Raw genomic sequence first — 20,353 nt, 5'->3', positions numbered from 1 at the left:
GGAAGATGTTCGACCGGGGAGGGAGGTGTTCCCACACACTGGGAGGTCACGGAACGGCCTTCGGTATCGTCTCGTAGGTGTCAGTATGGTCGAGAACGCACGCCGGTCTCTCGTCGAGAGCGACGAGCGAGGGAACCCGACCCCACAGTGGGAGGTCTTCGTTCGCGCCGAGGCGGCCGACCCGATGCGCCACGTCGGCAGCGTCGCCGCCGCGAGCGCGACGGAAGCCCACGAACACGCGTCCCGCCTGTTCGGCTGGGACGCCGCCGACGTCTGGCTCTGCCCGGCCGAGGCAGTCGAACGGTACTCGACGCGAGGGCTCGCAACCGACACCGAGGGCGAGGAATCGCGCGTCAACGAAAGGGCCGACGGGAACCCGGAGGTGCAAGACGCGTGATTTCGATCAGCAAACTGCTCTGTGATCTCGACGCGGAGGGCGACGGACTCCGATACGACGCGGCCGAGGGCTCCGAGAAACCACAGATCACCGAAAAGAAACAGCGGCGGCCGGTCGTCGTCTGGAATACGACCCGCCGGTGTAACCTCTATTGTTCACACTGCTATGCGGGCGCAGACCTCGACCCCGCGTCCGGCGAGTTCACGACCGCCGAAGGAAAGGCGTTTCTCGACCAGCTCGCCGACTACGGCGCGCCGGTCGTGCTCTTCTCGGGCGGTGAACCGCTCGTGCGCGACGATCTGGTCGAACTCGTCTCCTATGCGGCTGATCAGGGGCTCCGACCGGTGTTGTCTTCGAATGGCACTCTGATCACCCATGAAAAGGCCGCGGCGCTGCGCGATGCCGGGCTCCAGTACGCCGGTATCTCTGTCGACGGCCTCCCCGAGCGAAACGATCAGTTCCGCGGCGAGGACGGCGCGTTCGACGCCGCCGTCCGCGGCATCGAGAACTGTCTCGAGGTCGGCCTCAAGACCGGGCTGCGATATACGATTACCGAAGCCAACGCGCCCGACCTCGAGGGAGTCGTCGACTTGCTCGCCGAGAAAGGGCTCGATCGGTTCTGTTTCTACCACCTCGATTACGGCGGCCGCGGGGCCGAGATCGTCGACGCTGACCTCACCCCACAGGAGAAACGCGAGGCGGTTCGCCGTGTGGCGGACATGACCCTCGAGTACCACGACCGCGGCGAGGAAATCGAGACCCTGCTGGTTGGTAACTACGCCGATGCGGCCTTCCTCGTGGAGTACGCCCGCGAGGAGTTCGGCGAGGCGAAAGCACAAGCGGTCTACGACTACCTCGAGCGAAACGGCGGCGATCCGACCGGCGAGCGGATCGCCGACGTGGACTATCAGGGCAACGTCCACCTGACCCAGTTCTGGCAGGGGTACAGCCTCGGCAACGTCCGGGACCGGCCCTTCGGCGAGATCTGGGAAGACGAGTCGAACCCGCTGCTCGAGGCACTTCGCAACCGTGAGGAGCACCTGAAAGGAAAGTGTGCCGACTGCCAGTACCAGTCGATCTGTCGCGGGGCCTCGCGATTGCGCGCGCTGGCGGCGACCGGCGACCTCTTCGAGCCCGATCCGCAGTGTTATCTCACCGACGACGAGGTCTTCGGTACGGAGGCAGGATCGATGGTCGGCGGTGCCGCGGACTGAGACGGCCCGTTGTCACTACTTTTCGGCACACTCGCATGGATGAAGAGAGGGATGCCGGCGCTGACTGGTAGGAATCCGTATGAGCCCATCTGTCAGCACGTCCGTTCAACAGCAGAACATGAAGGGGTAAATCAGCGCGACACGGTCCCCGTCGGTCAGTTCCGTCTCGAACCCGCCGAGGTGTTCGTTGAACCGGCCGTTGACACAGACCCGTGCGTACGGCCGCGTTTGCTCACCCTCCGGATTCTTCCGCCACGTCCCGGGCAAGTCGTCGGGTACCGGTGCCCACCCACTGTGGGTCGCCTCGGACTCGGTTTCCGCAATGAGCATGTCTTCGAGGCTGTACTCCCCGAAAAAGGCCTCGAGGAAATCCCGGAGCCGGGTGCCATCGAACGTGAACGTGAGTTCGTGACTGCCGACGGCGTCGCGGACGTGGCCGGTACAGCGAACCGTCACCGTCGTCGTGGCGTCGCTTCGACTATCGGTCTCGGTGGCAGTGACTCGGTTAGCTCCCATACGTGAACGATACTGCTCGCGCGTGTAAACACCCCATCACGAACATATTCGGTGGATAGCTGTGGCTGCCGGCCATCAACTGATTCGAGATGTAAGCGACATTGTAGACCGAGTCTCACGCCCGGTGACTCGAACTGGATTTTACCAGCGCGGACACGAAGCGGACGACGAGGGAGTCCATGCCGAACATATAACGCAACCGAATCAAACGAGACCGCAGGCTTGCGGTTTTCCTGTCGGTATAATCACTTATTGTCCGATAGATGTCGATTCTTGAATTGTTTTAGATCGGGTGAAATAGTTTAAATGATTTATTTATCAAAGCACAATAAATACGTTACTGTACATATTCGGGCTATAATAGACAGAGTTGGGTTTTGCGATCAGGTTGAGGTCAGAGGATTTATACTGGATCGATGTAAGAGTCCGGCCAATGCTACTCTCAGTCGATCGCTCGGAACCGACAGTCGGGCAGTCAGTAAGTTTCGACGTGGTTGAGGCCGTCGCCGAGCGTGAAGGCGTCGATCCACTCAACCTCGAGCCGCCTGAATACGATGCCCTCTATGACGTCATCAATCCCGAGGCGCTCGACGCGCTCTTTGCGACCCGCGAGAACGGCCGTGAGCGACCCACCGGCCGCGTCGAATTCTCCTACTGTGGCTACCGGATCGTCGTCACGAGCGACGGCGAGGTCGAGGTGTCCGACCTCGAGTGACGGCGTCCCGTTCTAAGCCCACCCTGCGTTCACCACACGTGGGGTCGGCCGAGTAAACGGTCTCTGAAGTGACGAGCGGCCGCACGGTCGTCGCTGTCCCCTTCTCTCGGAGCGAGGACGATGCTGGCCAGCTCTCTCAATTTCGCCGCGAACCACTCACTCGTCAGCCAGCGCAGCCTCGAAGACGCGCTCGTGGAGCCGATCGGCGACGATCTCCATCAGCGGCTCGAGGTTGGCCGTGTCTGCGCGGTTGTACTCGATAAGTGTCTCGAGGGCACCATCGTCGCCGCGTTCGTACTCGTGCCAGAGGCGCACCGCATCGCGGCCGCTGATGTCGGGCATGTCCCGGTCGATACCCAACTCCTGCTCGATCGTCTTCAGTCCGCCGTCGAGCCCGATCTTCTTACAGGGATACATGAGATCAACATGGGGGACGTCGATGGTGACGTCGAAACAGGTCTCGAGGAACGGGACGTCGAATCGCTGCCCGTTGAAGGTGACGAGCAGGGCCGAGTCCTCGAGTTCGCGTGCGAGACGGTCACCCGTCAGATCGCGTTCTTTGACGAACGTCTTCGTCTCGCCGCCCTGGTGGAGGCTGACGGTCGTCACATGGTTCGTCTCGGCGCTGAGGCCGGTCGTCTCGATGTCCAGAAAGCAGGTTTCGTCGCTGACGTTCTCGTAGCACCGCCAGCGACTCGCGGCGGGCAGCGCCTCCGCAAAGACGGAGACGTCGCCACGCTCGAGGTGGGTTCGGCCCTCATCGATGAACGTCTCGATCCGATCCGCAAGCGTCGAGCCGACGACACTGCCGTCGAACTCGTCCCAGTGAGTCACACCGTTTTCCCACAGGCGTCGTTCGGTGGTTTCCCCGACGCCACGAACGGGAATGAAGCTGTTCTCGATTCGCACATCCGTTCAGCGGTTCGGTGGGGGTAAAAACGCTTGGATCGGCCGGAACCCAATACGCTGAGCGGCCGCTTTTTGAGCCACGCGGCCGTAAGGAACGTATGACCGACCGTGACGACGAACTCGTCGACGCCGTTCGCGAACTGACGAGAACGATCGACGAGCTTCGAACGGAACTCGAGGAGCCTCGCCGGCGCTTTCGGCCGCCGCTGCGAGCGCCGACGCCGCGCGAGTTGCTCCGACTCACCGACGAGGTGGCCCTTCCCGCCGCGCTGGCTATCCTCGAGGCCAACGTTCGCGCGCTCGAGGCGTTCCAGCGAGGCCTACAGATCGTTAGAACTGAGCGGGCAGCTCGCGACCGGACGTCGACGGCCGCCGAGGCGACGAGCGACCGCGCAAGTGAACTTCGACGGACGACGCTCTCACAACTCGATACGGTCCTGACTGAACTCAATCGGGCCGTCTCGGAGGGGAGTCTACCCGCAGACGAGGGGGCGCGTGATCTCCTTTCGGAAGCCCGCCAGCTTCGCGACGACGTCGACACGCGTCTTCGCGAGGCCACCGATCGGGCCTCCCAGTCGAGCGCGTCAGAATCAGCGGCGACCGGGATCTCGATCGACATCGCCGACGGATCGCCAAGCGACGCCGAGGAGACGGCTGCCGAGGATCGTGACGACCCCGACTCGGCCGTCGACGTCGACGCCGAACTCGAGACGCTGCGAGAGCAGTACGGCGAAGATGCTGCCGACTCGAGTGCGAGCGACGATGCCGATACCGACGATACCGACGATACCGACGATACCGACGCGTCGGACGCTGATGGATCTGAAAAAAGCGGTGGCGGAGACGAGCGTCCTTAGACCGGTTCGAACCGGTAGCCGTCCCAGTCCTGACTCTCCGGTTCGCGAATCCCTGCGCCGGGCTCGCGGAGTTCGTCGACGTGAACCGGCTTGACCTCGTCGCCGGTCTCGACATCGCCGGTAGTGAGCTGGCCGATCGCACGGACGGATTCGCCATCCACATCGAACTCGACGATCGCGAGGTGGTTGGGCTCGCGGACGCCGGGCGGCGTCGCGGTGCTGGTCGTCCACGTGATGACCTCTGCGGTGTACTCGCTGAGATCGATCGTTTCCGCCGGATTCGCACCACCGGGGCCGCGCGGGTGACCGGGGTAGCTGATCGAACCGTCCTCGTAGCGTGTCGCGTCCATCGTCATTGTGCTGCCTCCATAATCGTAGTAATCACACAGTTGCCAAAGCCGCCCACGTTACAGCACAGGCCGGTCTCAGCCTCGACCTGTCGTGGACCGGCTTCGCCCATGAGTTGTTCGTAGATCTCGACTGCCTGTGCGACACCGCTTGCACCCAGCGGATGGCCTTTCGACTTGAGGCCGCCCGAGGTGTTGATCGGCAGTTCGCCGGTATCTCGCTCGGTGTATCCCTCCTCGACGAGTTTCCACGCCTCACCGTGCTCGGCGAAACCGAGTCCCTCCATCTGGAGGAACTCGAGGATGGTGAACATGTCGTGGAGTTCGGCGACATCGATGTCGTCGGGTCCGAGGTCGCTCATCTCGTATGCTCCCTTACCGCTCTCGACGACACCGCCCATTATAGTCGGGTCCTCGCGTTCGTGGACGACGTGGGTATCGGTCGCACCGTCGATCCCCGAGATGACGACGTACTCGTCGGTATACTCCTTTGCAACCGACTCCGGACAGAGCATCAGCGCCGCCGACCCGTCCGTGATCGGACAGAAGTCGTACAGCCGCAGCGGATCGGCGATGATCGGCGACTCGAGGATCGTCTCGACGTCGACCTCCTTCTGGAACTGGGCCTTGGGGTTGTCGACGCCGTTTTTGTGGTTCTTGGACGCGACTTTCGCCAAGCTCTCGCGAGGCGCGTCGAATCGCTCGAGATAGTGGCGTGCGGTCAAGCCGGCAAACGACGGCAGCGTGACGCCGGTTTTGTACTCGGCGCGGTGGGTCAGCGACGCAATCACGTCGGTAGCCTCCCCGGTAGTCTTGTGGGTCATCTTCTCACCGCCGACGAGCAGGGTCATGTCACTGGCCCCGCTGGCGACCGACTGCCAGGCGGCATAGATTCCCGCACCGCCGCTAGAACTCGTCTGGTCGATCCGTTGTGTGTACGCCGGCATTGCATCGAGGTCGTGTGCCAGCGCGTTCGGGACTCCCGTCTGTCCCTCGAACTCGCCGCTTGCCATGTTCGAGACGTACAGATGTTCGACATCGTCGGCGTCGACACCCGCATCCCCGAGACATTCGATACCAGCCTCCGCAAGGAGGTCCGTGATCCACTCGCCCTCGCGTTGCCCGAACTGGGTCATCGAGGCACCAATGATTGCAACACGTTCCATATGCCAGGTGACTCTAGTCAGTGGTTTATATGTGGGGGGTCGTGACAGTGTTCGCTGCTTGACTCACTATTTCAACATAAGCCAACGATACCACCCACCAGTAGTCGATCGTGGTCGACACCGACTCGAGGCTCACGCGGATTCGGCCGCGGCCGTCCGCAGCTCGCTCGCGCGCGAGCGCGCCTGCGAGACTATTGCTGGCCGAGCCTCGAAGGAGACGACGACGTCTTCGTCCCCATAGGTGACGTCGTCGACGTGTGCGTTGTCGTGGAGCCACGAGACGACGCTCATCGTGTCGTCGGTCATCGGCAACAACAGCCGTTCTTCCTCCCAGTCGGGCAGTTCCTCGTCGATCCGCTCGAGCAACCGGTCGATGTGCTGTCCTTCCTTGGCGCTGACTGCGACTGGATTCGGCGCAAGCGACGAGAGGGCAGCCCGCTTTTCGGCCAGTTCCTCGTCGCTGACCTGATCGATCTTATTGAGAACGGTCACGATCGGGGCCTCGTTGCGTTCGTAGAGGGTGTCGTGGGAGGTGACCAGTTTCTCGTGGATCTCGTCGATCGGCTCGCTGACGTCGACGACGAGCAAGACCAGATCCGCCCGATAGACCGAGTCCAGCGTCGACTTGAACGACTCGACCAGCCAGTGTGGGAGATCGCTGATGAACCCGACGGTATCGGTCACCAGCACGTCCCGACGATCGATGTCCGCACGCCGGGTCGTCGTCCCGAGCGTGGTGAAGAGTTTGTCTTTCGATTCAGCCGTCGCGTCCAGATCGGGGTGAAGATCCTCGTTTTCGGAGACCTCGAGATCGGCCGCGATCCGACGCAACAGGGTCGATTTGCCCGCGTTGGTGTAGCCGGCCAGCGCGACCAGATCGAACCCCGAATCGCGCCGGCGCTCCCGGCGGTGCTGTTCGGTCTGTTCGATCCGCTCGAGTTCGTCTTTGATCCGGCTGATCTGGGCTTTGATGTCCTGCTCGCGACTTTCGTCGTACTCACCAAGCCCCATGAAGCCGGGGTGTTCCTCGCGCTTTGCGAGACTGGTCTTTGCCTCCGCACGGGGCAGTTCGTAGCGGAGTTCGGCCAGTTCGACCTGGAGCTGGGCCTTGCGCGTCTGTGCGCGCTGGCCGAAGATCTCGAGGATGAGCGTGAATCGATCGATGACTTCGACGCCCTCGGGCAGGAGCTTGCCGAGGTTGTACGTCTGGTAGGGACCGAGCCGGTTGTCGAAGATGACGGTCGTCGCATCCGTTTCCTCGACTAATGCGGCCAGTTCCTCGGCTTTCCCCTCGCCGATCTGGAGGGCCGGATCGGCCCGTCTGGACTGTGTGACCTCGCCGACGACGGTGTATCCCGCCGCCCGGGCCAGATCGCGAATCTCGCTCGTATCGGGCGTGCCTGAATCAACGCGTTTGACGATTATCGTGTTCATACAGAGAGAGCTGCGTCCGCCGGGTGCGGTCGGGCGTACTCACTCGAGTGCCATCGCTCGCCGAGCCGACGCGGCGACGGTTGCACGCGCCGAGCGACTCGACGAGACGGACACTGCCGCAGTGACCCGGTTCCGCTAACGATGCCGGTCGGACACCTCCGTTGGACGGACGTGGCTCATAGCCGCCCGTACGTGACGAATCGTCTTGAATCCAGTGCCCGCACCTATCGTCCAATTCGCTCGAGGGCGTGCCGTGGATGCGATACGGTGACAGGGTCGCTGCGTCTCGGCTCTAGTCGCCACTGAACGTCACTGCATACTCGGCCACACAGCCGTCGTGCGATCACAAAAGTCATAGGAAGCGACTCGAATTGATGCGGGTGATGATCGATCTCGATCCGACCGCACTCGGCCTCGAGTTCGGGGGCGGTGCTATTATCGGCTGCCTCATCGGCTTTGCCGCCAAAAAGATCGCAAAACTGCTTGCGGTTATCGTCGGCATTCAGCTGATGCTCTTTCGCTATCTCGAGTCCCAGGGCATCATCACCGTCGACTGGAACCGACTCTCGGCGGGCATTCTGCACACACAAGCACAGGCACAGGACACAGCGACCAGTGTTGTTCAGTCGCTCATTTCGACACTGTCACTCGGTGCGGGCTTTACCGGCGGCTTCGTGATCGGCTTCAAACGAGGATAACGCACCGCCTGAGCGCTATTGGGTCGACAGGTCGTCTTTGTCTTTGATGATCTCCGTTTCGGCTTCGCCGCTGGTGTATTCGTTGACCTCGTTGTAGAACTCGTTTTGCAGTCCTGCTGGGAACGTGAGCACGCCGATCCACGAGCCGTCGTTTTGCCACTCTTCGCGTTCTAAGTCGCCGAACTGACGGATCTGTGCCTGTGCGCTGCCGGCGTGTTCGGCGGGCACCTGCACCGCGACGGTCACTTCCTCGAACCGGATCGGAATAACCGGCCGCAGCGCGTCGAGCGCGTCGTCGACCTGCGCCTGAACCGGTTCCATCGGATCGACGGTGAAGCCAGCCTCCTCTAAGGCGTTCTCGATCCGCTCGGGCGGATGGGGCGCGTTGTCCATCTGCGGGTTGACCGCGTTGCGCGTGATGGTGTCAATCAACTGCTTGCGCTTCTGTTCTTGCATCTCGCGGCGCTGCTCGGCCGTGATCTGGATCTCCCCCTCCTTGATCACCTCGGGAATGATCTCGAGTGGCTCCGTCGTGTCGAAGACTTTCTCGAGGTCGTTTTCGGCCGGTCGGTCGCCGCGGGAGGCGTTCTCGAAGACGTCCTCGGCTGCGATGACGTCCTCTAAGTCGCCATCGAACTCGTCGCGTTTGATCGCCAGTGCTGCGTCCGGATCGACTAACACTTCGAAGCGCGCCCCATGGGACTCGAGTCGCGCCGTCACCGCCTCGTCGAGCGAAATCATACCTCACGATTCCCGCGCCAATTTAAAGAGTGTTTCCCGACGAGCGACCTCAGTGCAGACGGACTCGGCTGGGGCGACATCGCTAGATGAAAACGGAAGACAGGCGACTCGAGCGGTGATCTGCAAACGCGAAAACGGATCGGTGAGTGCAGTGGGCGTTACTCGTCGGCCGTCTCGTCGTCGCCGGTGTCGAGGAGGTCGTTCTCCTCGAGGTAGTCCTCGATCCGATCTTTGTCGAACTGTTCGAAGGTCTCGGTTTCGGCGTCGACGGTTGCCAGCCCCACTTCGTTGGGGAGCAGGGAGCCATCGTTGACCGAGGCGAGCGCGTCGAGGGCGAGCTGGATGCCCCCGTCTAAGTCTGCCTCGTCGTCGTAGTTCTCCTCTAAGTAGTTCTGGAGTTCACCGCGGTCGGCTCCAACGGCCAGGGCCTTCCACTCGTAGGGGGTCCCCGAGGGGTCGGTCTCGAACAACCGTGGTTCGCCGTTGTCGATGCCGCCGACGATCAGCGCGACACCGAACGGGCGGGCACCGCCGACCTGGGTGTACTGCTGGATGTGGTCGGTGACTTCCTTGGTCAGCGTCTCGACGCCGATCGGCTCGCCGTAGCGCAGCTGGTTGACCTGTGCCTGACGGCGGGCGAAGTCAATCAGCTGGCGGGCGTCGGCGACGTGGCCCGCACTGGCAATGCCGACGTGGTCGTCTGCCTTGTGAATCTTCTCGACGCTCGAGTCCTCGAGCAGCGGGGAGGGGACTCGTTTGTCGACGGCAAGTACGACGCCGTCGTTCGTCCGGACGCCGATACTGGCTGTGCCTCGCTTGACCGCCTCGCGAGCGTACTCGACCTGGTAGAGTCGGCCGTCGGGCGAGAAGATCGTGATGCCACGGTCGTACGCCTGCTGTTGGGCTTGTCCCTGCATAGTATCACGCTAAATCGTAATCGAGGTCTGTCGCGCCCGCGAACGCCTCATCGAGTCGGACATCCCCAACGCGATCCCGGAGGACGGCGACTCGCTCCTCGTTCCCGAACACGACGTTTCTCTCTTCGGAATCTTGCCCGCGTCGCCGTAAATAGTTTTCTTCAGCGGCACGGATCGTGCCACTGATACCCCGGACGCGAACGCCGACGGGTGCGCCATCGATCTCGTCGAGACATGCGAGTGCCGCACGCGCGGGTTCGGTCTCGCCGCGACGAACCCTGACGATCGCCTCGCCCCGGCCATCGGCGAACCAAAACCGCATGACCGTCAGATCGGCATCGGCGCTGCCCGGATCACCAAGCAGGTTCTGGCCCGCATACCACAGTTCGCGCTGGAACGAGCGTCTGCCGATCCGCTCGTCCGGCCACGTCTCGAGTTCGATGGCGAGATACCGCCAGCGCGGCCGGAGATGTTTCGGGAGGTGTTTCATTCGTCGGTCGCCACGTCGCCGCCAGTTGGATTCCGTTCGGCGACCAGCACACCGACCTGATCGTGGACGCGTTCGACCGCCGTCAGCGAGAAGCCCGCGTCGGTAAAGGCGTCAGCGAGGGTGCCGACGGTCGCCGGATCGTCGACAGCAGGCGTATAGAAGGGGTCGTCGGGGTTTGGATCGCCGAAGAACATCACGTCGCCGAGGACGAATTTTCGGGGCTCGAGGGCGGCGATGACTGAGATCGCCTCGCGTTTTTCGTCGTCTGAGAGGTGGTGGAACGCGAAGTTCGTCGTGACGAGATCAACCGCCCCCTCGTAGTCTGGCTCTCGGAACGTGCCGTGGCCGAACGCGACGTTCTCGAGGCCCGCCTCGTCGGCCTTCTCCCGGGCTTGTTCGAGCATCCCATCGCTGATGTCACGGCCGACGACGCGCGCTGCATCGGGGGCGAGTGCGAGCGCGATCGCACCCGTCCCGGTGCCGAGATCGAGGACGGTGTCGTCGGGCTCGGGTGCGGCATGTTCGACGACCAAATTCGCACAGGCGTGGTACTCCTCGGACTTCGAGTCGTCGTATGCGCCGGCTTTCTCGTCGAACCGGGCGGCGTGTTCCTCAAGACTCTTCTTCATACCTGCCCCGTTCGACGCCGGGCTCAATGAACGACTCGGAGTGGATGTGGCGGTTTCGCTCGGCGAGCCGTCCCCACTCTGCGAGCCCGTCTTCGATGAACTCGCGTGTGAAACCGATCTCTTCGCCGAGTGCCTTGAGTTCGCGGGGGGCCCGCACCTCGAGATGTGAGGTCGGCTCGGCGCTGACGACATACGGCGCGTCGTAGTGGTCGACGATCTCCCGGAGCTTTCGCAGTGACTGGAGGGTTCGGACGCGGCGACCGCCGCTTTGCCGGAGGGCTCCCGAGAGGTCGAACTCGAGGCGGACGCCGTTTTCGACCGCGGCTTTCACGAGGACGTGATTGATATCGCCGTCACCGGCCATCGGGTGGGCGAGCACGTCGACTTTCGCCTGTTCGACCGCAAACCGGTTCATGGCGTTCGTCCCGCCGTGGACCGCGACGATTGTTTCGGTGGTCCGGTAGTTCCCCACCGCACCGCTGGCTGATTGTCGATCGTCGGTCCGAATCTCGACACCCTCGACGACATCGATCCCGTACTCGTCGCGAATTCGCTCGGGGTCATAGTCGGCTCGAGCGTCGGAATGATTGCGCACGACCACGCCCTCGAAGCCGTAGTCGGCCGCCGTTTTCGCGAGCCTGGCGACCGTACTCTGTCCGTCGGGGTGGGCGTGGACGGCCTCGTACATACTCGAACCGTCTCACGGGGTCGACTTGGGGTTTGCGCCATGCGGTAGCGCAAACGAACAGCCGAATTCAGAACGCCGTGGCCGGGAGCGTGTCCGAGTGAACGCGAGGACGCGCGACCCGGGGAAGGGCAGGCTGTTACCCGACCTCACCGCGAGCGAAGCCGAAGGCTGAGCGAGCGGGCCGACGACCGACCCGTAGGGGAGGGAGGAGTGCTTTTGATCGAAATTTTACCGAGGGACATCGCGGTCGCGACGGTATTGCGACCGCGATAGACCGCAGCGTAAAATTTCGTTAGTTGAGAATCGACTGCGCCACCGTCGCGAGCTGACCGTTGTCGGCCTCTTTGAGACGGTCGTCGCCGATCTTGAGTCGGAGCCGCGGGCGGCCAACGTCGATCGGGACCTTCTCGGTGTCGATCAGGCCCATGTCCTCGAGTTTGGTCTTCGTCCGCGAGAAGGTCGCCTTGGAGGCAATGCCGACGTCTTCGCCCCACTTGCTGATATCGTAGAGCAGGGCCTCGTTTTTGGCGGCAACGAGCAAGGAGATCGTGACCTCGTCTAAGCCATCGCCGTCGCCGCGGGCGGTCTCGAGCGAGTCGAGGATCGCCGTGAAGTCGCCTTCGGCGTCGGGGCTGATCTCGTCGGCGAGCGTTTCGCGGACGTCCGTGATCGGCGGCGTCCGAAGATTGAATTCAGATGCGTCGGCCCAGCGGTCCTCGTAGGTCGCGTAGGTATCGGCGACGAAATCCTGATCGTCGGTGACGAGGCCGCCGACACGGTCGCCGGCGTGGACAACGGCGACGACCCGGTCCTCGGTGATCAAAAGCGAGTTTTCGGGGGCCTGCTCGAGCGTTCGCAAGGCGAGTGCGCCCTCGCTGATAAGGTCGGCGGCGTTCGAGGCGACGATGAAATCGTCCATGATGTCTTTCAGCGTTCGCTCGTCGGCGAGCATCTGTACTGCGGGAAGGTCGCCGTCGAACGTGGTGGCGACGGAGACGAACTCTTCGATGGCATCATGCGATGGATTTACCATGAAGATATCACCGCTTGCATCCTCGAGCACTGACTCGAGAATATCGTCAATCTGATGGTTGAGTAAATTCGAGGTCATGCCTATACAGAAGTAATTGAGAGCACAGTACTTAATTTTGGCGGCCATCTGGGCAGCAGAACTTCTCGTACCGTACCGAAACGGTAATTTTTGTCCAAGAACACGTTAGTTCGCCAACGAAACATCGCTATCTCTTATACAGATATGGGTTGATAGAGGTGCAATTGGAAACGGGGATTGGTAATAGAGCGGCTGAGGGTAGGTTTTCGTTACTAGTACCAATAACTATAAACAACAAACGTGTTACTCTGCTATCGTATGTGCGTTCGACAGAACCTATGGTGGGGCGTTCGAGCGGTCATTGCTCGAGGGAATCTCGAGTCTGACCAGACTCGATCGTCACGTAGTACTGTGCGGACAGAACGGGTCAGCACGTACGGCGGTCCTTGAGATCCGTCCGCGCCGAAAGTCACGGGAATCCCGACCGTGTTGGGATAGTATCGGTCGCGGTTGACGACCTGTTCGCGTCCAGTCAAGACAAGTGGCCTCGCGAGATGAGGGACCACTACACTTCAGCTTCTGTTTTGCGAAGTGGGATTCGTCCGCTTTGCGTGTGCCGCCGGATCCAACACGGATTCACCACCGACCGAGACGGCGGCGAAGTTGCAACTCCCGAGATCGACACCAGCTACTTCGTCTTCCGGTGGTTCCGAGTCGAGAGTGGTTCGACAGGCGAACTGAAGCTGTCACTCATCGTCCGCGTCGACGGTTACCGATCGAATCGTGGCCAGAGTGCGTCCGACCAGTACACGTCCCCGTCGTAGATCACGGCTGCATCCGTCTCTTTGAGCATCGTCACCAGTTCCGATCGTGTCAACGTAAACGTCGAGTCGTTCCCGCAGAGATAGGCGTACTCGTTGGTCTCGGTGTGTGGGAAGTAGTATGAGCCGGCTGCTCGCATCGAGTAACAGTCGAGACACAAGAGATATTGCGTTTCACGGCCGTCGGCTTCGAGTTCCTCGAGTCGCGCAGTAGTCGGTGGCTGGTCGCCCTGCGTGAGCGAGTGGGTGCCGTCGCCGACGACAGTGTAGTCTTTACCCATCATGATGCGCCGGCGGGCGAGATCTATCGCTCGCTCGATGCTGAAGCCGTGAACCAGCAGTTTGGCGAACGTCGAGCCGACCTTGATGGCGTGGTCGTTCAGGACTTGGGTGAACGTCACCGCGCCGGCGACGCTGCCTTTCTCGATCAGGGTCTGTCCCTCATGGAAGGAGCCACACGCGTTGAGAAAGAAGGTCTGGACATTACAGCACTCGAGGCTCGAGGCTGCGAGCGTGCCATCGGGACAGCACAGCCCGCCGGTTTCGCAGTGGCCGATGTAGTGGACGAAGTCGTGGTCGCTCTCGAAGACGCGGGCGAGTGTGGCCGTCTCGAGTGATTCCGCGACGGAGAGGTCGATCGTCAGTTCTTCAGAGCGCTGGCGGTAGATCTCGGCAACGCGGTCGTGTTCGCCGGCCATCTCCGGATCGTTGAGGACGACATAAATCGAGATCGCGTCGTTCGCTCGCTCGAGATAGTCGAGGCGGTTGTCGTAGGCCTCGGGTGCGGATTTGAAGGCGTCGATCGGGACGCCGTCGGCCAGCCAGCCATGGGTCCGGCCACTCCGGAGGTCGGGTTTGAGGATGTCGACTGAGGCGACCTGCCCGGTGGTAGCTCTGGTCGCAGACGGAGCGCACGGCTGCTCGGTCCAGCCGTGGCCGGAATCGGGGCCACGATAGAAATCCTCGAGCGAGCGTTCGACCAGTTCTCGTCCCTCGAGCTCGGAGCTGCGCGGGGTATAGATCATGCTCAGCCGGTCGAGCAGGAACGGCAGCGTTTCGACGCTCTCGTACGCGGGTGTGACGTACGTCGAGAGGTGCCACTCGGGGAGTCGGTGTTTGATAGCCGCGTCGGGCACGTCGAGATAGGCTGCAAGGCGATCCTGCGGTGAGGCGTCGTACAGCGTGTCAGCGTCGAGGTCGAGGGACTCGAGCAGACTGTATTCGGCGAGGGTCGTCCCGTAAGGGCCGGCATTGCGGACGAGACAGTCGAGGAAGAACGTTTTCCGGAGCAGCCGTGCGACGTCGTGCTCTAACTCGGGCATCGGTGAGAGCGCCACGTCGTGCCCCCGGTCGATGAGTCGGAGTCGTGGACGGTCTGGACCCGAACTGGATGAGACGTGACGGCAGTCGTCGGTCGTCCGGACCGTTGCCTGAAGATAGTAGGCAAGCGGCGCAGTGACGAACAGCGACTCGTAGTTGGGTGGCACGACGAGTTCGATCCCGTGGTCAGGGGTCCCAGACCGGATGCAGTCAGTGATCTCGAGGGAGTCACCGTGCTCGATCAGTGCCGGATGACCCCGGAGTGTGGGATACGAACGATCGGGGCCGTCGGTCTTGTGTGAGGCAGCCATATGTGTGATGGCGTCGGCGATCGCAGACGGGCGGTCGGGAACGGTAATCGTTCCCACAGGGAACTCGTGTCGACACCGGAGGCCGAGGACGACACGCGTTCGCGTCGGAAAGGAGATGATGACCTCCTCGTAATCGGGCGTCCGTTCGATCGTCGCTGCGCCGGAAAACCGGAGGTAGGACTTGATCTCGGTGTCGACGTCGACGATGTACTCGCCGGGCGGCAGTGACAGCGGCTCGCCACCAGGGTCGAGTTCGCGGTGATCATCGCATTGGAGTGAGAACGCGTACACGACCGCATGCGGGAAACGAAGTTCACTAGTCGTTACGGCGACAGTCTCGTCAGCGGGACGCGGGATGTCGACGCTAGCGCTATCGACGGCGATATCAACCCCCTCGACTGTCAACTCGGCGTTGTCAGCGTCGGTGACGTGGAGGACGTCGCCATCTACCTCCCACCAAATCATTTAGTTAGCTGAATGTCACTCGAATAAGTTAGTTGTATCGGGTTGTTATGAGTATATAAATCCGTCAGTGGGGCTGGTCCCTCCAGCAGCCGGACTCTAACGCCCGGCGCTGTCTGCGTCTCCGCGGGTCCGACGACGAGCCGTGCGCTCCACTCGAGTGAGCGGTGCCTATCGGCTGACAGTTGCTCGGCCGCCGGGTCGGCCTCGTCGTGATGGAGCCAGTAGTGGCTCGACTTGCCGGGGAAGGGTACACTTATACAGCCGCCAGACCGCAATTCGGATATGGACCACGACAAGGTACGGGACGTCGATCCCGCCGTCGCCGACGCCCTCGAGGGCGAGGTACAGCGCCAGCGCGAGACGCTCCAGATGATCGCCAGCGAGAACCACGTCAGCGAGGCCGTCCTCGACGCACAGGGCAGCGCCCTGACGAACAAGTACGCCGAGGGCTACCCCGGCGAGCGCTACTACGGCGGCTGTGAGTACGCCGACGAGGTCGAGCAACTCGCAATCGACCGTGCCACGGAGCTGTTCGGCGCAGAGCACGTCAACGTCCAGCCCCACTCGGGTACGCAGGCCAACCAGGCCGTCTACTTCGCGATGCTCGAGCCGGGCGACAAGATCCTCTCGCTGGATCTGACCCACGGCGGCCACCTCAGTCACGGCCATCCGGCGAACTTCACGGGCCAGCTCTACGAGGTCGAACAGTACGAGGTCGACGCCGAGACGGGCTATCTCGACTACGACGGCCTCGCCGAGCACGCGGCCGAATTCGAGCCAGACATTATCGTTTCGGGCTACTCCGCGTACCCGCGTGAGGTCGAATGGGAGCGGATTCAGGACGTCGCCGACGACGTCGACGCGCTCCACCTCGCTGACATCGCTCACATCACGGGGCTCGTCGCTGCCGGCGTCCACCCCTCGCCGGTCGGTGTCGCCGACTTCGTCACCGGCAGCACGCACAAGACGATCCGCTCGGGCCGGGGCGGCATCGTCATGTGTGACGAGGAGTACGCCGACGACATCGACGCCGCCGTCTTCCCTGGCGGCCAGGGCGGCCCGCTCATGCACAACGTCGCCGGCAAGGCCGTCGGCTTCAAAGAGGCGCTCCAGCCCGAATTCGAGGAGTACGCCGAACAGACAGTCGCGAACGCGAAAGCGCTCGGCGACCGGCTCTCGGAACACGGCTTCTCGCTGGTCTCTGAGGGCACCGATAACCACCTCGTGCTTGTCGACCTCCGCGAGAGCCACCCCGACACGAGCGGTGGCGACGCCGAAGAAGCGCTCGAGGAAGCCGGCATCGTCCTCAACGGGAACACGGTGCCCGGCGAAACGCGCTCGGCGTTCGATCCCAGCGGCATCCGTGCCGGCACACCGGCACTGACCACGCGTGGCTTCGACGAGGACGACTGCCGACAGGTCGCCGACTTGATCGCCCGCGTCATCGACAGTCCCGACGACGAGAGCGTCCTCGAGGAGGTTCGCGAGGAAGTCGCGACGCTGTGTGACGAGAACCCACTGTACGAATAGCTGACGACCGACCCGTTTTCGCTGCTGACGGTTCGCTGCCAGTCCTCGCAAGCGGTAGGTACTCCTGCCGACACGACCGACTGAGTCGACGGGCAGTCCGGCGACGAGTATTCACAAACGTGTACATTCGGGCCAAATTGAGGGCGATTCTACGCACGAATCCGGGGATTAATGAGTCTCGCGGTCGCCCACTCGAGTAATGACCGAGATCATCGACGGCAACGCGGTTGCGAGTAACATTCGAGACGAGTTGACCGAGGCGATCGAGACACTCGCTGATGCGGGTGCACGGCCGGGACTGGCGACGGTTCTCATGGGCGACGACCCTGCAAGCCAGACGTACGTGAACATGAAACAGCGCGACTGTGAGGAGGTCGGCATCGAGAGCCACCACGTCGACGTCGACGGCGACGCCCCAGCCGAGGAACTGTTCGACACTATCGCGGACCTCAACGACAACGACGACGTCCACGGCTACATCGTCCAGGCACCCGTCCCGGACCACGTCGACTACCGCGACGTGATCCGCCGAGTCGATCCCGCAAAGGACGTCGACGGCTTCCATCCCGAGAACGTCGGCCGACTCGTCGCCGGTGACGCTCGCTTCCGACCCTGTACGCCCCACGGCGTCCAGAAGTTACTCGAGTCGGCCGGCGTCGACACCGAAGGCAAGGACGTAACGATCGTCGGCCGCTCGGACATCGTCGGCAAGCCGCTGGCAAATCTGCTGATCCAGAAGGCCGACGACGGCAATGCGACGGTGACGGTCTGTCACTCCCGGACCGAGAACCTCGCCGAAAAGACCCAGCGTGCGGACATCGTCGTCGCTGCCGCCGGCGTCCCGGAACTCGTCGACGGCTCGATGATTTCGGAGGGAACGGTCGTGATCGACGTGGGCGTCAACCGCGTCGACGCGGACACTGAGAAGGGGTACGAACTCGTCGGCGACGTCGAGTTCGAGAGCGCAAAGGAGAAAGCGAGCGCAATTACGCCGGTTCCCGGCGGCGTCGGCCCGATGACGCGCGCGATGCTGTTATACAATACTGTCAAAGCTGCGAGCCTGCAGGAAGACGTCGCCGTGGATCTGCCCTAAGTTTCGCCGAACTCGAGGCTCGCCAGTCGCTCTTGGGCCTGCGAGAACGCCATTTCGTCGCCACGCAGGCCGTTCGCCAAGTCGCGAGTCGCCGTGATCAGCTGTTCGGCGGCCCGTGGTTCGATGTCACCGTCGAGCATTCGGGCCCGCGTGACGTGTTCGCCGAGGGTCTCGAGCGCCCCTCGTTCGCTCGCGGTTAGTTCTCGATCCTCGGCCCACGTGCGGATGTCGCGGCGGTATTCGCGGACGGCGTTTGCGTAGGCGAGACCGCGAGCGGCGCGGAGCGATTTCGGAACGTCTTCGACGGGCGGGCGCTCGCCCTGATCGGCATCGCGGAGCAGGGCAAGGAAGTACAGCTCTTCGCGTTCGTCGAGATGAATTTCACGGGCAACGATGTCGGCGACGTGGAGCAGTTCGATCGCGGCCAGATAGGTATCGTCGAGTTCACGGAGGGTACCGGCGTTGACGAATCCACGGCGGCGAACGTACTCGCGACACCGGTCGCGCGCTCGCTCGGCGAGGTCGTCGGATTCGACCTCGTCGATCGCGTTTCGGACAGGGGTCAGATCGAACGCGACCTGCATGTCGGTGTGTTCGGTCCGTTCGTCGACACCAACGCTCTGGAGGCTGCCACAGGCCGGACACCCGACGCTCCCAGTTTCGTAGTACGACCAGCGGGTCCCACACTCCGTACATTCGCGCTCGCCCCGGATTTTCATGGGTCTCGCTACGGACGGCGCACAAAAAATCTCACCGGACCCAGTTCGCGACCGTCACCGTCACCGTCACCGTCACTGACAGTCCGTGGGACAGAAGAGACAGTTCAAGGCGGTGTTCGGGCAGCCGAACGCGATAAGGCGACCGTCGCTCAACAGCCAATTAACGGCAGCAACGACAAGTCCCGTCAACCCAATCCGAGCTGGTGGCTGTGGATGCTGTTCAAACGGACCGTTCAGCGATCGGCCAGGGTAGACAGAGACACACGCTGTCGTTCCACATCGTTTCGCCCCGAAAGACAGGTGTTTCCGTGTGAAACGGTGTTCGGGTTCGCCCGTCGTGACGCGAGGACGATTGATACGGTGTAGCGGCGTTTTTCCGTTCTCACCTGATAGTGACGAGTATGCGAGACGAAGCCGAAATCCGCGAACAGTACGAGTTCCTCAAAGAGCACTTAGAGAGCGACGAGATGCGCCACGACGGCGTCGAAGAGATGTTTACCTACTACAAGCGAGCACTCGGCTGGGTACTCGAGGAGGAACACATCTAGGCGAGGCCCGGCTCAGTGGCCGCGTCTGCTGTCAGCACTGCCGTTACATTTAAGTATACACAACGTAGTCTTCTACGTGACGCTTCGCTTGGAGGGCCGAAGCGTCAGCGGGGACCAATTCAGGGCGGCAAGCGGTCGCGTGACATTTTTCCGTCACGCGATCTGCTTTCCTGTTTCACTGTGATACTGCCAGTTAGTGAGACTTGTTTGTACTCGCTCGAGTCGAAGTCTCTAGTGATGGATCATCCTATATAATTGTGTCGAAATAAAATATCTGGACTGTAAACATGAACCGCACATTATGGGACCATCACTGACCAATTCGTCATAGGCATTATGGGTCTCTCGCAGCCGAAACGACACGTCTCGCTGGTAATACCCCTCTTTCGATCGAAACAACCCGATAGCCTTATTAAAATTCGACAGTAAGTGCGATTGGTACTTTCCCAATGTACGACCTGACAGGATTCCAGCGTGACTTGCTCTACGTCATCGCTGGCGAGGAGGAGCCCCACGGACTGGCGATCAAAGACGAACTCGAACAATACTACGAGAAAGAGATTCACCACGGTCGGCTCTACCCCAACCTCGACACCCTTGTCGATAAGGGACTCGTCGAAAAGGGCCGACGCGACCGCCGAACGAACTTCTATACGCTCACTCGCCGTGGCCGGCGTGAACTCGAGGCTCGCCGCGAGTGGGAAGAACAGTACGTCGACCTCTAGTCTGGGTCCGTGTTTCATCGAGTGCCCGCGATAGCGGCGCTCGAGGCCAGGT

General features: G+C 62.1%; 22 protein-coding genes. 9 read left to right on the top strand and 13 right to left on the bottom strand.

The window, feature by feature from the left end; all coding sequences use genetic code 11:
- The first annotated feature begins 85 nt into the window (after window positions 1-85).
- Entirely contained in the window at window positions 86-397 is a 312-nt protein-coding gene (locus C476_RS03995) for an Htur_1727 family rSAM-partnered candidate RiPP (protein WP_008010097.1), read from the top strand.
- Window positions 394-1,611 carry a TIGR04347 family pseudo-SAM/SPASM protein gene (locus C476_RS03990; RefSeq protein ID WP_008010096.1) on the top strand — a complete coding sequence of 406 codons (1,218 nt, stop codon included), beginning with the start codon at window positions 394-396 and terminating at the stop codon, window positions 1,609-1,611. The genes C476_RS03995 and C476_RS03990 overlap by 4 nt, the downstream gene beginning before the upstream one ends.
- A 105-nt stretch (window positions 1,612-1,716) precedes the next feature.
- On the opposite strand, the gene C476_RS03985 is transcribed toward C476_RS03990, so the two are convergent.
- A complete protein-coding gene (locus C476_RS03985; protein ID WP_008010095.1) occupies window positions 1,717-2,127 on the bottom strand; it encodes a MoaD/ThiS family protein in 411 nt (136 codons plus the stop codon).
- Between the two features lie 433 nt (window positions 2,128-2,560).
- On the opposite strand from C476_RS03985, the gene C476_RS03980 reads away from it, so the two are divergent.
- On the top strand, window positions 2,561-2,842 hold the full coding sequence (locus tag C476_RS03980; RefSeq protein ID WP_008010094.1) for a HalOD1 output domain-containing protein: 282 nt from the start codon (window positions 2,561-2,563) through the stop codon (window positions 2,840-2,842).
- 156 nt (window positions 2,843-2,998) lie between these two features.
- Here the strand turns inward: C476_RS03980 and C476_RS03975 are convergent, their stop codons facing one another.
- A complete protein-coding gene (locus C476_RS03975) occupies window positions 2,999-3,751 on the bottom strand; it encodes a ribonuclease H-like domain-containing protein (RefSeq protein ID WP_008010093.1) in 753 nt (250 codons plus the stop codon).
- A 98-nt stretch (window positions 3,752-3,849) separates the two neighbouring features.
- Between C476_RS03975 and C476_RS03970 the strand changes: the two genes are divergently transcribed.
- On the top strand, window positions 3,850-4,608 hold the full coding sequence (locus C476_RS03970) for a DUF7547 family protein (RefSeq protein ID WP_008010092.1): 759 nt from the start codon (window positions 3,850-3,852) through the stop codon (window positions 4,606-4,608).
- On the opposite strand, the gene C476_RS03965 is transcribed toward C476_RS03970, so the two are convergent.
- The 3 genes from C476_RS03965 to hflX all read right to left on the bottom strand — a co-directional run bounded on the left by C476_RS03965 (window position 4,605) and on the right by hflX (window position 7,555).
- The gene (locus C476_RS03965) at window positions 4,605-4,964 is read right to left on the bottom strand and encodes a hypothetical protein (RefSeq protein ID WP_008010091.1); all 360 of its coding nucleotides are present in this window, start codon (window positions 4,962-4,964) and stop codon (window positions 4,605-4,607) included. The two genes, C476_RS03970 and C476_RS03965, sit on opposite strands and share 4 nt — an antisense overlap.
- Complete coding sequence (locus C476_RS03960; protein WP_008010090.1) at window positions 4,961-6,121, bottom strand: thiolase family protein; 1,161 nt, start codon at window positions 6,119-6,121, stop codon at window positions 4,961-4,963. The genes C476_RS03965 and C476_RS03960 overlap by 4 nt, the downstream gene beginning before the upstream one ends.
- 132 nt (window positions 6,122-6,253) lie before the next feature.
- Window positions 6,254-7,555, bottom strand: a complete 1,302-nt coding sequence (gene hflX, locus C476_RS03955) for a GTPase HflX (protein WP_008010088.1) — start codon at window positions 7,553-7,555, stop codon at window positions 6,254-6,256.
- Between the two features lie 383 nt (window positions 7,556-7,938).
- Here hflX and C476_RS03950 point away from each other — a divergent pair, with 383 nt between their 5' ends.
- Entirely contained in the window at window positions 7,939-8,253 is a 315-nt protein-coding gene (locus tag C476_RS03950; RefSeq protein ID WP_049911576.1) for an FUN14 domain-containing protein, read from the top strand.
- A gap of 15 nt (window positions 8,254-8,268) precedes the next feature.
- Here the strand turns inward: C476_RS03950 and C476_RS03945 are convergent, their stop codons facing one another.
- The 7 genes from C476_RS03945 to C476_RS03910 form a co-directional block, all read right to left on the bottom strand.
- On the bottom strand, window positions 8,269-8,994 hold the full coding sequence (locus tag C476_RS03945) for a ribosome assembly factor SBDS (RefSeq protein ID WP_008010084.1): 726 nt from the start codon (window positions 8,992-8,994) through the stop codon (window positions 8,269-8,271).
- A 158-nt stretch (window positions 8,995-9,152) separates the two neighbouring features.
- Complete coding sequence (gene psmA, locus C476_RS03940; RefSeq protein WP_008010083.1) at window positions 9,153-9,911, bottom strand: archaeal proteasome endopeptidase complex subunit alpha; 759 nt, start codon at window positions 9,909-9,911, stop codon at window positions 9,153-9,155.
- 4 nt (window positions 9,912-9,915) lie between these two features.
- The gene (locus tag C476_RS03935; RefSeq protein WP_008010080.1) at window positions 9,916-10,401 is read right to left on the bottom strand and encodes an Rpp14/Pop5 family protein; all 486 of its coding nucleotides are present in this window, start codon (window positions 10,399-10,401) and stop codon (window positions 9,916-9,918) included.
- Window positions 10,398-11,030 carry a class I SAM-dependent methyltransferase gene (locus tag C476_RS03930; protein WP_008010077.1) on the bottom strand — a complete coding sequence of 211 codons (633 nt, stop codon included), beginning with the start codon at window positions 11,028-11,030 and terminating at the stop codon, window positions 10,398-10,400. The genes C476_RS03935 and C476_RS03930 overlap by 4 nt, the downstream gene beginning before the upstream one ends.
- On the bottom strand, window positions 11,014-11,718 hold the full coding sequence (locus C476_RS03925) for an RNase P subunit p30 family protein (RefSeq protein ID WP_008010074.1): 705 nt from the start codon (window positions 11,716-11,718) through the stop codon (window positions 11,014-11,016). Before C476_RS03925 ends, C476_RS03930 begins: the two co-directional genes overlap by 17 nt.
- 292 nt (window positions 11,719-12,010) lie before the next feature.
- A complete protein-coding gene (tbsP, locus tag C476_RS03920; RefSeq protein ID WP_008010071.1) occupies window positions 12,011-12,829 on the bottom strand; it encodes a transcriptional regulator TbsP in 819 nt (272 codons plus the stop codon).
- 709 nt (window positions 12,830-13,538) lie between these two features.
- Window positions 13,539-15,686 carry a hypothetical protein gene (locus C476_RS03910; RefSeq protein WP_008010069.1) on the bottom strand — a complete coding sequence of 716 codons (2,148 nt, stop codon included), beginning with the start codon at window positions 15,684-15,686 and terminating at the stop codon, window positions 13,539-13,541.
- A 282-nt stretch (window positions 15,687-15,968) separates the two neighbouring features.
- On the opposite strand from C476_RS03910, the gene glyA reads away from it, so the two are divergent.
- Together glyA and C476_RS03900 are read left to right on the top strand one after the other, a co-directional pair.
- On the top strand, window positions 15,969-17,216 hold the full coding sequence (glyA, locus tag C476_RS03905) for a serine hydroxymethyltransferase (protein WP_008010066.1): 1,248 nt from the start codon (window positions 15,969-15,971) through the stop codon (window positions 17,214-17,216).
- A 199-nt stretch (window positions 17,217-17,415) separates the two neighbouring features.
- Window positions 17,416-18,309 carry a bifunctional methylenetetrahydrofolate dehydrogenase/methenyltetrahydrofolate cyclohydrolase gene (locus C476_RS03900; protein WP_008010063.1) on the top strand — a complete coding sequence of 298 codons (894 nt, stop codon included), beginning with the start codon at window positions 17,416-17,418 and terminating at the stop codon, window positions 18,307-18,309.
- Here the strand turns inward: C476_RS03900 and C476_RS03895 are convergent.
- Window positions 18,306-19,028: a DUF7117 family protein gene (locus C476_RS03895; protein WP_008010062.1), complete on the bottom strand. Its 723-nt coding sequence runs from the start codon at window positions 19,026-19,028 to the stop codon at window positions 18,306-18,308. The two genes, C476_RS03900 and C476_RS03895, sit on opposite strands and share 4 nt — an antisense overlap.
- A 401-nt stretch (window positions 19,029-19,429) precedes the next feature.
- Here C476_RS03895 and C476_RS18860 point away from each other — a divergent pair, with 401 nt between their 5' ends.
- Both C476_RS18860 and C476_RS03890 read left to right on the top strand, forming a co-directional pair.
- Complete coding sequence (locus C476_RS18860) at window positions 19,430-19,576, top strand: hypothetical protein (RefSeq protein ID WP_008010059.1); 147 nt, start codon at window positions 19,430-19,432, stop codon at window positions 19,574-19,576.
- A gap of 449 nt (window positions 19,577-20,025) precedes the next feature.
- Window positions 20,026-20,301, top strand: a complete 276-nt coding sequence (locus tag C476_RS03890) for a PadR family transcriptional regulator (RefSeq protein ID WP_008010057.1) — start codon at window positions 20,026-20,028, stop codon at window positions 20,299-20,301.
- The last annotated feature ends 52 nt before the right edge of the window (window positions 20,302-20,353 follow it).

This window comes from Natrinema limicola JCM 13563 (assembly GCF_000337475.1).
GTDB lineage: Archaea > Halobacteriota > Halobacteria > Halobacteriales > Natrialbaceae > Natrinema > Natrinema limicola.
The sequence above is the reverse complement of the archived record's forward strand: the minus strand, read 5'-3'. Positions and strand labels throughout refer to the sequence as shown.

Coding starts and splice junctions, on each gene's coding strand:
- C476_RS03910 (WP_008010069.1), bottom strand. CDS start 15,686: ATGATTTGGTGGGAGGTAGATGGCGACGTCCTCCACGTCACCGACGCT.
- C476_RS03960 (WP_008010090.1), bottom strand. CDS start 6,121: ATGGAACGTGTTGCAATCATTGGTGCCTCGATGACCCAGTTCGGGCAA.
- C476_RS18860 (WP_008010059.1), top strand. CDS start 19,430: ATGCGAGACGAAGCCGAAATCCGCGAACAGTACGAGTTCCTCAAAGAG.
- C476_RS03935 (WP_008010080.1), bottom strand. CDS start 10,401: ATGAAACACCTCCCGAAACATCTCCGGCCGCGCTGGCGGTATCTCGCC.
- C476_RS03970 (WP_008010092.1), top strand. CDS start 3,850: ATGACCGACCGTGACGACGAACTCGTCGACGCCGTTCGCGAACTGACG.
- C476_RS03995 (WP_008010097.1), top strand. CDS start 86: ATGGTCGAGAACGCACGCCGGTCTCTCGTCGAGAGCGACGAGCGAGGG.
- tbsP (WP_008010071.1), bottom strand. CDS start 12,829: ATGACCTCGAATTTACTCAACCATCAGATTGACGATATTCTCGAGTCA.
- C476_RS03895 (WP_008010062.1), bottom strand. CDS start 19,028: ATGAAAATCCGGGGCGAGCGCGAATGTACGGAGTGTGGGACCCGCTGG.
- glyA (WP_008010066.1), top strand. CDS start 15,969: ATGGACCACGACAAGGTACGGGACGTCGATCCCGCCGTCGCCGACGCC.
- C476_RS03945 (WP_008010084.1), bottom strand. CDS start 8,994: ATGATTTCGCTCGACGAGGCGGTGACGGCGCGACTCGAGTCCCATGGG.
- hflX (WP_008010088.1), bottom strand. CDS start 7,555: ATGAACACGATAATCGTCAAACGCGTTGATTCAGGCACGCCCGATACG.
- C476_RS03980 (WP_008010094.1), top strand. CDS start 2,561: ATGCTACTCTCAGTCGATCGCTCGGAACCGACAGTCGGGCAGTCAGTA.
- psmA (WP_008010083.1), bottom strand. CDS start 9,911: ATGCAGGGACAAGCCCAACAGCAGGCGTACGACCGTGGCATCACGATC.
- C476_RS03965 (WP_008010091.1), bottom strand. CDS start 4,964: ATGACGATGGACGCGACACGCTACGAGGACGGTTCGATCAGCTACCCC.
- C476_RS03950 (WP_049911576.1), top strand. CDS start 7,939: ATGATCGATCTCGATCCGACCGCACTCGGCCTCGAGTTCGGGGGCGGT.
- C476_RS03890 (WP_008010057.1), top strand. CDS start 20,026: ATGTACGACCTGACAGGATTCCAGCGTGACTTGCTCTACGTCATCGCT.
- C476_RS03930 (WP_008010077.1), bottom strand. CDS start 11,030: ATGAAGAAGAGTCTTGAGGAACACGCCGCCCGGTTCGACGAGAAAGCC.
- C476_RS03900 (WP_008010063.1), top strand. CDS start 17,416: ATGACCGAGATCATCGACGGCAACGCGGTTGCGAGTAACATTCGAGAC.
- C476_RS03985 (WP_008010095.1), bottom strand. CDS start 2,127: ATGGGAGCTAACCGAGTCACTGCCACCGAGACCGATAGTCGAAGCGAC.
- C476_RS03925 (WP_008010074.1), bottom strand. CDS start 11,718: ATGTACGAGGCCGTCCACGCCCACCCCGACGGACAGAGTACGGTCGCC.